At 45.4% G+C, this 15,049-nt stretch carries 17 protein-coding genes, 1 other RNA gene and 1 pseudogene; 3 read left to right on the forward strand and 16 right to left on the reverse strand.

The window, feature by feature from the left end:
* Positions 1-26: 26 nt before the first annotated feature.
* From ACJ28U_RS07630 to ACJ28U_RS07660, 7 genes are all read right to left on the reverse strand, one after another.
* Positions 27-287, reverse strand: a complete 261-nt coding sequence (locus tag ACJ28U_RS07630) for a YaaL family protein (RefSeq protein WP_099088532.1) — start codon at positions 285-287, stop codon at positions 27-29.
* Positions 287-886 carry a recombination mediator RecR gene (recR, locus tag ACJ28U_RS07635; protein ID WP_010369438.1) on the reverse strand — a complete coding sequence of 200 codons (600 nt, stop codon included), beginning with the start codon at positions 884-886 and terminating at the stop codon, positions 287-289. Before recR ends, ACJ28U_RS07630 begins: the two co-directional genes overlap by 1 nt.
* A 36-nt stretch (positions 887-922) precedes the next feature.
* Positions 923-1,231 carry a YbaB/EbfC family nucleoid-associated protein gene (locus ACJ28U_RS07640; RefSeq protein ID WP_099088533.1) on the reverse strand — a complete coding sequence of 103 codons (309 nt, stop codon included), beginning with the start codon at positions 1,229-1,231 and terminating at the stop codon, positions 923-925.
* Positions 1,232-1,256: 25 nt separating this feature from the next.
* Positions 1,257-3,083, reverse strand: a complete 1,827-nt coding sequence (gene dnaX, locus ACJ28U_RS07645) for a DNA polymerase III subunit gamma/tau (protein WP_407618873.1) — start codon at positions 3,081-3,083, stop codon at positions 1,257-1,259.
* A gap of 117 nt (positions 3,084-3,200) precedes the next feature.
* An RNA gene (gene ffs, locus ACJ28U_RS07650) (signal recognition particle sRNA small type) lies at positions 3,201-3,299 on the reverse strand.
* 14 nt (positions 3,300-3,313) lie between these two features.
* On the reverse strand, positions 3,314-3,859 hold the full coding sequence (gene tadA, locus ACJ28U_RS07655; RefSeq protein ID WP_010369448.1) for a tRNA adenosine(34) deaminase TadA: 546 nt from the start codon (positions 3,857-3,859) through the stop codon (positions 3,314-3,316).
* Positions 3,840-4,457, reverse strand: coding sequence for a class I SAM-dependent methyltransferase (locus ACJ28U_RS07660; RefSeq protein WP_407618874.1), 618 nt, complete (start codon positions 4,455-4,457; stop codon positions 3,840-3,842). The genes tadA and ACJ28U_RS07660 overlap by 20 nt, the downstream gene beginning before the upstream one ends.
* 119 nt (positions 4,458-4,576) lie before the next feature.
* On the opposite strand from ACJ28U_RS07660, the gene ACJ28U_RS07665 reads away from it, so the two are divergent.
* Positions 4,577-5,131, forward strand: coding sequence for a TIGR00730 family Rossman fold protein (locus tag ACJ28U_RS07665; protein WP_407618875.1), 555 nt, complete (start codon positions 4,577-4,579; stop codon positions 5,129-5,131).
* A 44-nt stretch (positions 5,132-5,175) separates the two neighbouring features.
* Here ACJ28U_RS07665 and ACJ28U_RS07670 read toward each other — a convergent pair whose 3' ends face one another.
* From ACJ28U_RS07670 to ACJ28U_RS07680, 3 genes are all read right to left on the reverse strand, one after another.
* Positions 5,176-6,348: a CynX/NimT family MFS transporter gene (locus ACJ28U_RS07670; RefSeq protein WP_407618876.1), complete on the reverse strand. Its 1,173-nt coding sequence runs from the start codon at positions 6,346-6,348 to the stop codon at positions 5,176-5,178.
* A gap of 106 nt (positions 6,349-6,454) precedes the next feature.
* Positions 6,455-7,420: an alpha/beta hydrolase gene (locus ACJ28U_RS07675; RefSeq protein ID WP_407618877.1), complete on the reverse strand. Its 966-nt coding sequence runs from the start codon at positions 7,418-7,420 to the stop codon at positions 6,455-6,457.
* 141 nt (positions 7,421-7,561) lie between these two features.
* Positions 7,562-7,978 carry a helix-turn-helix domain-containing protein gene (locus ACJ28U_RS07680; protein WP_407618878.1) on the reverse strand — a complete coding sequence of 139 codons (417 nt, stop codon included), beginning with the start codon at positions 7,976-7,978 and terminating at the stop codon, positions 7,562-7,564.
* 267 nt (positions 7,979-8,245) lie between these two features.
* Between ACJ28U_RS07680 and ACJ28U_RS07685 the strand changes: the two genes are divergently transcribed.
* Positions 8,246-8,749: a 2'-5' RNA ligase family protein gene (locus tag ACJ28U_RS07685; RefSeq protein WP_407618879.1), complete on the forward strand. Its 504-nt coding sequence runs from the start codon at positions 8,246-8,248 to the stop codon at positions 8,747-8,749.
* A 17-nt stretch (positions 8,750-8,766) separates the two neighbouring features.
* On the opposite strand, the gene ACJ28U_RS07690 is transcribed toward ACJ28U_RS07685, so the two are convergent.
* On the reverse strand, positions 8,767-8,958 hold the full coding sequence (locus ACJ28U_RS07690) for a hypothetical protein (RefSeq protein ID WP_043707996.1): 192 nt from the start codon (positions 8,956-8,958) through the stop codon (positions 8,767-8,769).
* A 136-nt stretch (positions 8,959-9,094) separates the two neighbouring features.
* Positions 9,095-9,583, reverse strand: coding sequence for an NUDIX hydrolase (locus ACJ28U_RS07695; RefSeq protein WP_407618880.1), 489 nt, complete (start codon positions 9,581-9,583; stop codon positions 9,095-9,097).
* 103 nt (positions 9,584-9,686) lie between these two features.
* Here ACJ28U_RS07695 and ACJ28U_RS07700 point away from each other — a divergent pair.
* Positions 9,687-11,492 (forward strand): annotated as a pseudogene (locus tag ACJ28U_RS07700) (M3 family oligoendopeptidase).
* A gap of 45 nt (positions 11,493-11,537) precedes the next feature.
* On the opposite strand, the gene ACJ28U_RS07705 reads toward ACJ28U_RS07700, so the two are convergent.
* The 4 genes from ACJ28U_RS07705 to ACJ28U_RS07720 all read right to left on the reverse strand — a co-directional run bounded on the left by ACJ28U_RS07705 (position 11,538) and on the right by ACJ28U_RS07720 (position 14,918).
* Positions 11,538-12,038: a hypothetical protein gene (locus tag ACJ28U_RS07705; protein ID WP_099088544.1), complete on the reverse strand. Its 501-nt coding sequence runs from the start codon at positions 12,036-12,038 to the stop codon at positions 11,538-11,540.
* Between the two features lie 201 nt (positions 12,039-12,239).
* Positions 12,240-13,502: a chloride channel protein gene (locus ACJ28U_RS07710; RefSeq protein ID WP_407618881.1), complete on the reverse strand. Its 1,263-nt coding sequence runs from the start codon at positions 13,500-13,502 to the stop codon at positions 12,240-12,242.
* Between the two features lie 153 nt (positions 13,503-13,655).
* On the reverse strand, positions 13,656-14,498 hold the full coding sequence (locus ACJ28U_RS07715; RefSeq protein ID WP_099088546.1) for an SAM-dependent methyltransferase: 843 nt from the start codon (positions 14,496-14,498) through the stop codon (positions 13,656-13,658).
* Between the two features lie 18 nt (positions 14,499-14,516).
* The gene (locus ACJ28U_RS07720) at positions 14,517-14,918 is read right to left on the reverse strand and encodes a helix-turn-helix domain-containing protein (protein WP_010369488.1); all 402 of its coding nucleotides are present in this window, start codon (positions 14,916-14,918) and stop codon (positions 14,517-14,519) included.
* Between the last annotated feature and the right edge of the window lie 131 nt (positions 14,919-15,049).

A 15,049-nucleotide genomic window follows, 5' to 3' on the forward strand; every position in this document is an offset into this window, starting at 1 on the left:
AACTCTTCTCCTCTTCCCAATCCTAACTACAATTCAGGGTGGACAAAGGCTGTTGACCAATGCCCCTTCATATCACGCTGCCGTGCTGCCCGTAGGAGGAAGAAATACTTTTGTCGCGCTTTATCTGTTTCAGCTTTAATCAATCGTGGATCAACATCGCTTTCAAACATGGCAACTTCTGACATTTTCGCCTTTTCATAGTCAAACTTAGCACGATCGATAGCTTGCGATAGCTGTTCATCATATGCTTTCGTATCCACCTTAGGGCGCTTAAACAAGTTAAACATTAAAGCTTCGTCCTTCCTTCCACGGCCTTGATCAAGGTAATCTCATCCGCATAGTCAATGTCACTACCAACTGATAGTCCGGTTGCCAACCGTGACACCGTCAACCCAGCCGGCTTCAACAAACGTGACAAGTACATTGCTGTCGCTTCACCTTCAGCGTTGGCATTCGTTGCCACAATAACTTCTTGAATGTCTTCGTCTTTTTGTAGGCGCGTAACCAATGACTCAATATTAATGTCATCAGGTCCCTTACCAGACAAGGGCGACAAGACACCGTGCAGTACGTGGTACAAACCGCGATACTCACCCGTATTTTCAATGGCCATTAAGTCACGGACTTCTTCAACCACCAACACTTGGCTTTGATCACGCGTTGGATCAGAGCAAATGGCACATGGTTGCGTTTCCGTTAAATTCCCACAGATTGAGCAAAAGCTTAAATCACGCTTTGCTGAAATCAACGATTGGGCAAAGCCTGTCACGTCTTCTTCCTGCATATCAATCGTGTGGAAAGCCAAGCGAGTTGCGGTCTTGATACCAATCCCGGGCAACTTAGTGTAACTATCAATTAGTTTAGCAATTGGTTCTGGATATTGCACGTTACACGCCTTCTTTCTCTATAAGTGCGTTGTCTCTTAGAACATTCCCTTTGGGGCGTATTGCCCCAAACGCTTTTGTTGGTCAGCCTCGATTTGTTGCAAGGCATCGTTAACAGCTACCAAAATCATGTCTGACATACCATCGACATCGTCAGCATCGACAATTTCTGGCTTGATTTGCAAGTCCTTCAATTCGCGGTTACCGTTGAACGTTGCCAACACAACATCTGAAGGTGCGTGACCCGTATAGTCCGTTGCTGCAATTGCTTCTTGCTCATTTTGCATTTGCTCTTGCATCTTCTTCACTTGCTTCATCATTGATTGCATATTTTGTCCACCAAACATATCTGGTCCCTCTTTTCTAACTTAATTAATCATCTATTTCTTCAACAATATCACTGCCAAACAGACGTTCAGCTTCCGCAACCACTGGTGCCGGTCCGGTTTCAGCTTCCGAGGCGACGTCCATCGCCGTTAAGCTAGCTAAATCATCCGCCACAGCGGTGGCTGTTTGTGTCTCAACCTGCTGTTGGGTAGCTGTCGTTTGGGCAGTACCCTTACGTTGTGCCACAAAGGCTGCCCGCATCTTAGGCCACTCTTCGGCATTAACAAAGACCAATTGGCGTTCATGTTGTGCCTGGGTCAAAATTTGAATTTGTGTCACCATCGTGTTCAATAGCTCCGCATTGCGCATCGCATTTGACTTGATGACATCAAAATCAAAACCGACAACCAATCCTTCTGGCGACGCCGCAATTGGGCGAGCCACATTCAACATCGCCTGTTGCGGTACTGGCAACATATTCACCATGTCTGCCCAGACGGCAACAACCCGATCTAAGTCACCGCGCGTCGCGGCACTCAAAACGCTAAACACTGCTGCTTGGTCATCGCTAACACGTGGTGCTACGCGACTTGGTACCGGCGTCGGCTGAACTGCTGGCGTCTCATTAACTTCCGGTGCCGTGCTTGCTGGTTCACCTGTCGGCTCTGAAACTGGTGCCTCACTAACCGGTGCTGTCGGTGTTGACTGAGCTGGCGCCACGGCTTGTGGTCGTTGTGGTTGTGGCTCAGCCACAACCTTGGTTGCTGATACACGTTCAACGGTCACTGGTGCCGTCGTAGGCAACGGTTGACTCAACTTAACCGTCAACACTTCCAAGTAGATACTTGGCCGATTTGTATAGCGTAGTTGTTGCTGTGTATCATTCAGCGTATCAATCATGCGGTACCAAACCGTTGCGGGTGTATCACTCGCTAACGCTTTAAAAATATCATCCGGTACAATACTAATTAATTCGGGTGCTTCAGTGTGCAACAACAAATCACGTGCATAGCTAATCAAATCTTCAACGAAACGACTGGCATCTTTACCAGCTGACAATACTTCAGATAACTTCGCTAATGCCGCCTTGGTGTCTTGTTGCACAACAGCTTGTACATACTCTCCCAATAACGTTTGAGTAACTGAGCCTGTCACCAACAACGCGTTTTCTAGCGTAACATGACCATCCCCAAACGAGAGCGCCTGATCTAGAATACTCAACGCGTCACGCATCCCACCATCAGCAGCGTTAGCAATCACGCGAATGGCCGCTTCGTCATAGGTATCACCTCGTTGATCCAAGATGTACGTCATACGATCATACGCTGCCTTCGCATCAATTCGCTTAAAATCAAAGCGTTGCGTACGTGAAATGATTGTGGCTGGGATTTTTTGTGGTTCCGTCGTCGCTAAAATGAAAATGACGTTAGCTGGTGGTTCTTCCAAAGTCTTCAGCAACGCATTAAACGCCCCTGTCGACAACATGTGGACCTCATCAATGATGTAGACCTTATACTTCGCTTGCGTTGGTGCGTAATTCACATCCTCACGAATCTCACGAATTTCGTCAACACCGTTATTTGATGCGGCGTCCAATTCAATAACATCCCCCAACGTACCATTATCCGCCGCCTGGCACATGGCACAAACACCATCGGGTTCACCATTAATTGGATTCAAGCAATTAATGGCTTTGGCAAAAATCTTGGCCGCTGATGTCTTTCCCGTTCCACGTGGGCCGTTAAACAAGTACGCGTGCGTTGTTTGGCCCGTCATGATGGCGTTTTTCAACGTCTTGGTCACGACTTCTTGACCGATCATATCGCTAAATTTTTGCGGACGCCATGTCCGGTACAACGCCTGATACGCCATTGTGTGTGACCCCTTTCAACACTGTCAATTTAGACAGTCAACTAAGAATATTTCCTATTCTTATATTACCAGAAAAAAGTAAAAAAAACGCCAACCGATTAACATCGGTTAGCGATTAAAGTTCATAAGAAGTGAAGCACAATGCACGGTCTCCTTAGTGCTGCTGCCTTCCGACCCTGACACGGTTCGAAGTGCACACTTGCCCCACAAACAATATTATAGCAGGTGCATTACTTTTCTGCAAATGCATTAGGGGTTTCTTGTGCGGCTAACTCAGCTGCGCGGCGTGCTTTCTTTTCCGCCTTCTTTTGCTTACGAATCTCGCGAAAGAAATTACGCAACATATCCCCAGATTCCTGTTCACGAATACCTTGGTGCACATGTACTTGGTGATTCAAACGTTCATCTTCTAAGATGTGATACATCGAGTGGACAGCGCCAGCCTTCGGATCTTCGGCACCGTAGTAGACATCACTAATCCGCGACTGTTGAATAATGCCGGCACACATAATGCATGGTTCTAATGTGACAAACAGTTGGGCATCAGGCAGACGCCATGACTTCACCAAGCGGTTTGCTTCCGTGATAGCTTGTAACTCCGCGTGTTGACTAGCATCTTCTAATCGTTCACGCAAATTAAAGCCACGTCCAATAATCTCACCGTGTTGCACAACGACCGCACCAATCGGCACCTCACCTAATGCGCCGGCCTTCTTGGCTTCCTTGATGGCCTCACCCATGAAATAATCAACTTGTTCAGGCGTCAGCTCGCTCATGGTATACGCTCTCCAAAATATAGTAACCCTTGTTCTTCGCGATAGTTGCAGCATTACCAAACGTTTCCGTCATCAATGCCTTCGCTGATGGCGCGCCTTGTTTCTTCTGCAAGACCACGGTCAGTGTCCCACCATCAACCAAATAATCTTTCGCACCAGCAATCATATCTGACACAATTTCTTTACCCGCTCGAACCGGTGGATTCGTCAAAATCGCGGCAAATTTACCATCAACCCCAGAATAACGGTCAGATAACACCACTTCGATGCGATCTGACACACCGTTCTTTTGGGCATTACGCTTTACCAGCTCAGCGGCACGCTCATTAATTTCAGCCGCAACAAATTCACGTTCAGGCATCACCGTTGCCAACGCAATTGATACTGGGCCATAACCAGCACCCAAATCCAAAATTTTACCAGCAGGAATGTCTTGATCAAACGCTTCTAGCATTGTTCGCGTCCCAAAATCTACGGTAGACTTAGAAAAGACACCTGCGTCAGTCGTAAACGTTAAGGAATGTTCAAAAAGCGGGAATGTCCAAGTGTGCTCGTCGTGCGCAACACTTGGGTTCGCCGTGTAATAATGTTCAGCCATGTGAACCTCTTTCTATCTTCAGGTGTCAGACATCCTGATAATCTTCAAAGTTTTAGTCTATTAACTATTGTAAGATAAAGGCACTAATTATAAAAGCAAAGTACTTGGGGGAGTATGATATGACAACACATACAGTTGGCGTTTTTATGGGCGCCCAATACGGCCATTTAGAAGAATTCCACGAAGCCGCTGCAGCCATGGGGCGCGGTATCGCCGAACATGACTGGTCGTTAGTCTATGGTGGTTCTAAAAGTGGTTTAATGGGTGAAGTCGCTGTTAATGCGATTAACGCTGGGGCCGATGTGACCGGTATTCGACCTAACAGTTTTCTGCCAGAAGAAGCCGGTCATGAGTTACAAATGACCCACATCGACGTTCCTGACATGGATACTCGTAAGCGGATGATGTTTGATCAAGCGGATGCATTCGTCTTTTTGCCCGGCGGCATGGGTACCTTAGAAGAACTAGGCCAAGTGATGTCTTGGACTAAGCTGGGGTATTATGAAAAGCCGATTATTCTGGTTAATATTGCTGGTTTCTGGGACGATATGGTGGCCTGGTTTGAAACGGCCATCGATGCAGAATTTGTTACTCGTGAAGGATTATCGCATTTGGCTTTGATGCCAAGCGTCTCTGAAACGTTCACGTACCTTGAAGGTGAATTTGAAGAATAGAAAAAGAGCTGCGCATGATTTATTGTCATACGCAGCTCTTTTACTTAAGCAATAATATCTGTTTTTTCAACCATCCAGGCAGCCAATGCCATCAAAACAATTAACACCATTAACACAATCAGTTGAATCGTCCAACTATGCCATAACCCAAAACCGTAACCGAATAACGTTGGTCCAAAGGCGGCCAATAGGTATCCCCCTGATTGGGCCATTCCTGACAATTCCGCCGTCCGGGTTGGGGTCGTTGTCTTAACTGAGAACATCGTTAGCAAGTATGGGAACAGCGCCCCACCAGAGAAGCCCATCAATAAGTTAACAACCAACCAAAACAGGAACCCATGGCCATTAAAGAGCATCATGCCCACACCAATAAAAGCTAATGCTGAAAAGCCGACCATCACCCAACGACGGGTTTGATTGCCCCAACGAGTAAACGCGGTTGGCAGCACAAACGTCAGTGGTAATGTAATCAGCGTAAAGATTCCTGATAAGTAACCGGCTGCTTCAGCCGACAAGCCCGTTTGTTGCGCCATTGTTGGCAACCAAGCCATGGCGGTGTAGTAATACAGTGATTGCAAACCACCGTAGGCCAACAAATACCAAGCACGTTTATTGCGCCAAATTGAAGTATGTGCCCCATCTTTTGGGCGTGCCTCCAAGACGTGGTTGTGCTTAACGTTTGGTAACCAAACCACAAACGCAATCACAATAATCACTGACAAAATCACAATCAGTGTTTGCCAATTCGTTGCCTTAACAATTGGCACCGCTAGTGATGACGCCAAGATAGTGGCAATTGTCATTGCTAACGAATACGTTGACGTATAGCGTCCAATTTTGGTTGGAAAGTTGGCAACAACTGCACTAGGCAATAACACGTTCAACGTCGCAATGCCGACCCCGATTAACACCGTACCCAAAAACAGCAATGGCATTGATGCAATTCGCATCAATGAACCAATTGCCATCAACAAAACGAAAATGGCAAACGACTTTTCAATCCCCCATTTTTGACCAAACTTCGGCGCAAACGGTGAAACAATCGCAAAACTCAATAAAGGAATTGTTGTTAAAATGCCAAGCGAGCTCACTGATACGCCAAGTCCCTTGGCAACATCACTAATCACTGGCGGAATTGACGTAAAGGGAATTCGTAAAATCATCCCCATCATCACAATTCCAGGCACCAATAGTGGTGACTTTTGATTTTCATCCATTAAAAATATCTCCTCACACAATACACCGCTCTCTAAAACGGCATTTTCCAGTGTAACGTAACAAAAAGCGCTACACAACAACGTGTAGCGCTTCACTTACATGGTTTTACTTATCATACTTAGCTAGGAAATCAGCAACCTTTTGCTCATACTTCGCTGGATTAGTCGCATATGATTGGACGTGCTTAGCACCTGGTACCAAGTACTTCTCCTTTGGCCCATTTGATGCTTTGTACACTTGGTTCAAATACTTAGTTGGCACAAACGTATCATTACCACCGTGAATAAACAACATTGGTCGCGTATTCTTGGCGAGTAACTTAACTGAGCTAGCTTCAAAGTAATCATAACCGGCCATTACCTTTGAGTAGGTTGATACAATTGGCACTAGCCCCTTGGCCAGCCAGTTTGGCATACCGTACATATCACCAGCTTGGTAATAAATTTCATCTGCAACAGACGTGTAACCTGCATCTTCAATGTATGCTGACACTTGCTTAGGTGGGTTCATACCAGATAGCATCATGGTCGTAGCCGCCCCCATTGAAGCACCCATGACCGTGATATCGCTATCTTGACCGTTCTTACTGATCACTTGGTTAATCCATTGCTTGTAGTCCTTAGCATCAAGGTAACCAAAACCAATGTACTTTCCACCGGACTTTCCGGCCGCACGATCATCTGGCATCAATACGTTGTACCCCATGCGGTGGAACATTTCACCGTATGGCGCCATTGCCTTGTGATCAACACCAAAACCGTGAATCACAATTGCAGTTTTATTCGTCTTCTTCACAGCAGGCACATAGTTACCGACTAACTTCGTGCCATCCTTAGCAGTCAAATGCCACGTCTGAGCATCCAAATCAAACCAGGCTTCTTGTTGTTTGTATAATGGATCCTTCTTCGTTAAGACGCCACTACCGACGAAGTCCTTCTTCGCACGGACTTCAGCAACGTGGAAGAAGTAGCCACCAGCTGCTACAACGAGCACAACCAAAACCACAACGATACTAACTAGCCATGTGATTACCTTGCGTGACGTTGACCAGCGCTTCTTTTGCTTTGCCATTTCGCAAATCTCCCTATATTTAATTTATTAAACAAATAATTGCAACCTGTCCATTATAGGGAAGATAAATGAAAAATAAAAGGTATACCCCGTTAATCATAATAAAAAGGCATAATCATTCGATCATACCTCGCCAAGGATTTACTTCAAATATTGCAATGTGAACCAACCAATCATGCCAATCAGTGCAAATAGCAACCAATAGTACCGGGCCAAAAATTCCCAACCATTTGTGATTGGACTATATTGCCACTGACGCCACCTGTGATTTTGATGCCAATCTTTATCGGCCTCATCCTGCTGCATATACTCACTTACTTTATCGCGAAATGACGTTTTATCCGGTTCACCCTGGGTACCAAATAACAATTCTTGGACTGGTACATCCAAAATGTCTGCAATTTCCTGCATCCGATTCAAATCTGGTGAAGACTCCCCAGTCTCCCACTTCGAAACCGCCTGTCGTGTCATGTAGAGGTTATCGGCCAGCTGTTGCTGCGATAAGCCCTTCTGTTTGCGCAGGTTCGTCAACTGTTGTGCAAATACAATCTCCATCATCTTGCCCCCTTAACTTTTGGTAACTAAATTATGACAAATCATCATTGATGCACCTAGCAATTCAATGTTATTTTTGCGCAAATTTAAGTTGCATCCTTGTTATGACGGCGTTTCTCAGGTGTTAATTTTTTACCCCGTATCTATCAAGCAGTAGACATCCTGCAACGGTACTGTATATAATCGACCCAAATTTATCGTCATATCTATTAAGACCGTTAGTCTAAGCCCGCTAAGTTCCAAACCAGCACTAGTTAAGGAGTGTTTCCGATGCAAGTTTCTATTATGTTAACAACCCACTCAACCGAATTGGACACTATTCGATCACATTACGACTCTCTGGCTGATTTTGTTCCAGCTCATCTATCACTAGTATTCCCCCAACCATTGCCTCAGTTGCAAACAAGTATGCTGACGGATATTCAAGCAATCGTTCAAACATTGCCTGAAACCACTTTTTTCACAACACATTTATTACCTGATTATGACTATCACAACCTATTGCTCGTCTTGGCTGATCCAGAAAACAGCCTAAAGAAATTGCATCAAGCCTTATATTCATTGTCGTATTTTGAGCCATTTCAAAGACGCGATATTCCTTTCACGCCTCATATTACGATTGCACGCAATCAAACGAAGTCACAGTTAGACCAGCTGGCCCATGAGCTTATGTCTAAAACAATTGGCTTGTCAGTGACATTTGACACACTGGTATTTGAACAGATTGCCGACAATGATCAATCAATTCCTTTGCTCAAATGCCATTTAACTTGAGCTTAAATTACTGTACGCTACTTCTGACTAAACCAAGCATCCCCCATGCGATCGCTATATGCTTGCTCACGCTCCCAAATCGATTGGGTTTGCCAATTCTCCGTCGAGCGCGTTGGTCGCTGTACGTTTTGCGTTGCAATCGATACAGTCGCCCCCAACACCCATACTGCTACCAATAAAATACCAAACACACGCATACTCTTTCGCATCACATCGTCCCCCACTGGTATCTACAAGCCACTTAACTACTTGTTTTTAGTAACTTCAGTTTACGCGCAAATTGTCATTATTCTGTCTGTGTTTCACTTAGGTTTTGTAAAGGTTTGATAGCGCAACAACGCCCACTTAAAGCACTTGCCACTCTTGCAAAATTGTATCAGCAAAATCGAATTCATTATTTTGGATGAATTTCTTAGCCTTCAGTACCAATGGCGACGAATTTTCTGGTGTTATATCTGCGAGTTTTAAAAACCGTGCCCCCTTTGAATCTTGACCCGGAAATTCTCGAACTTTTTCAGCAACGTTGCCATGCACCTGCTGAACCAGATTGAACACGGCGATATGATTATTCATCGTAAATGTTTCAAAGGGCCACGGATATCGAAAACTGGTGACACCAAGTTGCTGATAGTTTATCAACTGCATACCGGTTTCTTCTAAGAATTCACGGCGCAGCGTGTCATCAAGTCCCTCGCCCTCTGCCATACTGCCACCAGGTAAATCTAACCGATTCACATACGGCCCGCTTGTTTTCGAAATAACTAATAATCCCCGTTCCTGCCGATAGTAGATACCATACACACCAAACGCGCGATGATAGATTTCATCCTTCATTATTTTCATCCCCCACTTTGATAGCTTTCCAACAATATTATCATCCACACCCAGGATTGTGTGCTAAACTATTAAAAAACAATGAGAAACACAAGGAGTACCTATGGCCTATTCATTAAACTGGGATCTTGACCCTATTTACCCTGGTGGTATTACATCACCTGAGTTCGCTGCTAAGCTCACGTTGCTTGACGAACAAATTAAACAATTCACTGCTGATGTTACCGCCTATGATTGATTCACAGATACTGATTTCAGTCAGTTTATTGCGTTAGTTGATGGTGCTCAGACAATCCGTTCTGGTTTAGGGACGGTTGCCCTATTCGTGAACGCATTATACTCAGCTGATTACACTAACCCTGTGTATCGTCCATATCAAACTAAGGTGTCACAACTTGACGTCGCTTATCAGGCACCTTTGAATGCTTTCGCCAAGTTGTTGACATCATTTGACGACGACACTTTTGCAAAGGTCCTGACATTGCCAGGTGTTAATGACGTGGCGTTCCATTTGAATGAGTTACGCGACGACGCGTCACGTTTGCTCGACGACCGTGCGGAGGAATTGCTAAATAACTTGCGGTTGGATGGTTTACAAGCCTGGTCTGAACACTATGACACGATTTCAGCCGGTCTAAGCATGACGTACACTGACGAAAACGGGGCGGAACAAGCTTTGTCAGCCGGTCAAGCATTGAATCAGCTGGATGGTTATCCTGATAACAAAGTTCGGGCGAACATTATGGCTAATTATGAAAAGATGTGGGGCACGGCCGAAAACTTGGCCGCCGATACCATTAATCACTTGGCCGGTTCACGTCTAACGGAGCAACATGCCCATGGGTATGCTGATCATTTGGAACAACCACTTGAGTTGAACCGTATGTCACGTGCCACGTTGGATGCCATGTGGCAAATGGTTGATGATAACAAGCACATATTCAAAGCTTACTTCGACCGTAAGAAAGCTTTACTCGGTTTGGATGAAATTGGTTGGCAAGATCAAGTCGCACCGATTACAAACTTGGGGGATTATCAACCAACTACCCTGACGTATGATGAAGCGGCAGCCTTTGTGATTAAAAACTTTGGTAAGTACTCACCAAAGATGGCCGCTTTCGCGCAACATGCCTTTGAAAATCAATGGATCGAAGCCGAAGACCGCCCTGGTAAGACGCCCGGCGCGTGGATGGAAAGTGTGCCTGATATTCACGAGTCACGGATTATCACGACGTTCACCGGTTCAGTTAACGACGCGGCGACCATCGCGCACGAAATTGGGCACGGTTTCCACTCTTCTGTTTTGACCGACTTACCTGTTTGGCGTGACGGTTATGCGATGAACGTTGCTGAGACAGCCTCAACGTTTGCCGAAATGCTGATTGCGGATGCCAATGTTCAAGCTGCCAAGACCGATGCCGAGAAGGTCGTCTTACTCGATGCCAAGATGACTAACCCAATCGCCATGTTCTTGAACATTCACGCTCGGTTCATCTTCGAGGATAACTTCTACAAAGAACGCGCTAACGGTTTCGTGCCAGCTGCCCGTTTGAACGAACTGATGGATAACGCCCAACAAGTCGCCTTTGATGGCATTTTGGATAAGCGTCACCCACACTTCTGGGCATCAAAGTTGCACTTCTTCATTGATGATGTGCCATTCTATAACTTCCCATACACATTCGGTTACTTGTTCAGCCAAAGCATTTACGCTTGGGCACAAACGCAAGCTAATTTTGAAGAAGCGTACATTGCCCTGTTACGCGATACAGCTAACATGTCAACCGAAGAATTAGCCCAAAAGCACCTAGGTGTCGATTTGACAAAGCCGGACTTCTGGCAAGCCGGTGCCGATTTGGTTAAGAAAGACATCGACGAATTCTTGGCGTTGTCTGAACAATTTATCTAGCTATTTCCAAAAAGACTCAGCGCGATTGTGCTGAGTCTTTTTCAGTTACGCACAACTTAGGACGTTTGGCACAAAGACAATGGTGGCCATGATAATCACAATAATCGTTAACTGCCACCAACTTTGCAAAATTTTCAACTGCCACATCAGCCATCCAAACAACCCGATTGCTAGTAGTGACAATATGGTTTCGACACTCGTGACCCTGTCGTGTTGGCGCATCACCAGCAGTAGGACGCTTTCAACACCAAATGGCAGCCACGCAAGTTGATTGCATAATAGGACGCCACTGAACGTCAATTTCCGTTGTGGTCGCACAAGCGTAACTGCACCCCACAAAACAACGCCTAGCAACAGGGTCGTTAACACATACATCAGCAACGCCAACCCGATTAACATGGGTTGATGTTCACGCAAGACGCCATCATCCCCCATTGTCGCCCGCATTTGACTTGTATTTATCCAAAATTGGCCGACCAATAGGGCCAGCAGTGTAAGTCCACCCCACTTGTTGAGTCCGACTTTATTTTCCTGATATGCAAACATTGATCTTCCTCCCCGCGATTTGATTTGAGTATAGCCAAATCGGTGACCCACGATAATATCGCATCGATAGCAAATTGGCGACAAATATCACAGTCGCATATCATTGTTAAGGGTGTACAAATCATCTCCACTACTTAGCATTATGTTTTATGTAACAAAAAACGGAATTACATCATCCCCTGACGTAATTCCGTTTGCTTGCTATTTTTTCAAAATTAACTTAGACGTTGTAATCGCCAAGACAACCGATAGTCCCATTGGCAAAAGCGCTGAGTAATCCATGTGCGTCACTTCGAACATCATAAACAATGCCATCAGTGGCGCTTGTTGCGAGGCTGACAACAAAGCCGTTGCCCCGATAACGGCCGCTTGATCAATCGATGCGCCTGGCATCATCATGACGTAGGCAAAGCCCAAGATGGCACCAAATGATCCACCAATTCCAATCGATGGCGCTAGTGTACCACCATAGGCTCCCGCCTTAAGCGTGAAGACTGTGATGATCGCTTTCAAAATCATACCAATTGCGAGCATCCCAATCAGCTTCGTGCTTTCATTGTTAATCGCTAATTCAGCTAGGCCACGTCCATTTCCCATAATCTGTGGGAAGAAGTAAGCCACGATACCCGTTGCAAGGGCGGCTAATGGTAGTTGCCACAAAACTTGCACTTGCTTAGCTTTCGCCTTGCCGCCTGCCCACTGGAACGCCTTGCGGAAGTAGGCTCCCGCAATTCCCATAATTGGGCCAACCACAATAACGAATGGCAACATCTTCAAATCAAAATGCCGATCAGCTACAAAATAATAGGGGTGGAAGCCCTTGATTGACGCACCAACTAGCATTGCAATCAATGACATACCTAAACTAACTGATACGGAACGCTTCGATACGTTCTTGTGCAGAATCTCCACCGCAAACAGCATTCCCGTAATGGGTGCAATATAGATTCCTGCGAAACCAGCGCCGGCAGCTGCTGCAATCAACAAGCGACGGTCGTCTGCTGTTAACGTATCAAGGTGCCACTTGGCCAATAGCATTTCCCAACGTTGGGCAAGCAAGGCACCCATTTCACGTGGTGCTAGTTCACGTCCAACTGAGCCACCGGTTGCCACGTAGAACACTTGGGTAACAGCGTGAAGGATTGATGCACCAAATGGCATTGTCTCACCTTCAAGCGCTTTATTGATTCCTACCGTTGGCTTCATCTTCGTTTGCACAATGAACCACAAACCAGCCGCAATAATTCCACCAATTGTGACTGACAACAAGCGTTGCGTTCCAGCTGCATGAATGGCAACAGGCACCAACGTATTCTCCTCAAATCCCAAGAAGAAATGTTCAATCACATCTAAAAATAGACTTAGTACGACAGAACTCAGTCCCACAATTACCCCAAGTACTACAGTAGATAACGCCAAGACCCCCATCTTTTGACGCTCAGTATAAGTCTCCGATTGTTCCATCGTTACTACCTCATCTCAACAATAATTACAAAAAGTCATTATAACACGTTAGTTAACCCTGCTCCGGAATTCCGGCAGTCAATCTGACTCATCCCAATAAAAAAAACAGTTATCCAACACCTAATTGGTGTTAGATGACTGTCAATTTCATCACTATTCAACAACGTAGACACGTTCATCAATTAAATCAAATGACGTGTGGTGGGCATTTAATTCTGACACCTCATGTAACGTCGCTTCTTGCCAAAAGACATCCGAATCCGTTGCACCATCTTTTTCGCCGATGACCAATAAATCAAAATCAAAGCGATAGCGATTATCACGGATATACTGTAAGACTTGCCAGTCAGCATCCGTGGTATCAGGTGCCCAACTCATAATTACGGTGGCCACGTTTTCGCCGTAACTATCCAATGCCGCAATCGCATCTAAGTTTTCAACGTCAGTAACTGGCTTGGCAGTCGTTGGATCTGGTTGTGTACGCCAGTCCTCATTGTCAGTCGCAATAATCGTTTGCGCTGGGGCAACTGCGCGAAGTCCAGCCGAAATATAACCATGGCCCGCCATAATTTCTAGGACTGGTAGACCATTTGTGTACGCTGACAGATCTTGAATAAACGCGTTCGACACATACGCATACATACTAAAGTACTCGATTAACGCATCTCGCAAATGGCGGAGCATAAAATCGACGTCTGCCAACGGCTCCGTCAAAGTTTGCCAGAGGGCATTACCCTTCGTAGCGTCGTTCGGATAGGCTTTTAAAACATATTGTTCTAATTCTGCCACCACCGACTCTGGAATTTCCATCGTCGGTAACGTACTTGGTAGGATGCCATTATTTAAATCATTAATCGTCGCCACAGCTTGTTCAATCAAGTGCTTAATGGTGGGGATGTTTTGATAACGGTCCAAATATGGCAACAGCTCACTAAGATAATCTATCTCAGTGAGCTGTCGGCCAGATCCAAACCGAATTGTTTGGTTCGTTGTCATATCGTTTCCTCTAATTGGTTAGAAAAGACTCTCTTGATGGTTACTTCGCACATCGTCATCTGACGTAAACGAAACTGGGTTCAAGTATGAATTAACATACTGGAAAATATCAAACCGTTGCTGGTCAGTCAAAGGCTTACCGTTAAAATCGATTTCCTTACCTGACAGGAACAGCAAAGACAAATCTGTCTTCTCTGACATGGCGCGACCAACCAGAAAATCCATAGATACATTAAAGAAGTCCGCTAACTTGCGTACTTCAATGTACGATGGTGATCGATCACCACGCTCCCAGTTTCCGATTTGCGCGGCTGTATTTGGTTTTTGCCCTGGCTCAAGATGCTTATTCATCTCTTCTGCCAAGGTTTCCAATGTGATATTGCGTCCTTTACGCAACTCACGCAGACGATCTGGAAACATGTGCGTTGTACTCCGTTCTCACTAAAATAATCGTAAGCCGCGTTAAACGCCGTTTACTTCTCTATTTTAACGAACATTCAACTATTTTTCCACACCCAAATTGTGGATAAAGGCTTATTTTATCCACACGC

The organism is Weissella sp. MSCH1, assembly GCF_045799135.1.
Taxonomy (GTDB): Bacteria; Bacillota; Bacilli; order Lactobacillales; family Lactobacillaceae; genus Weissella.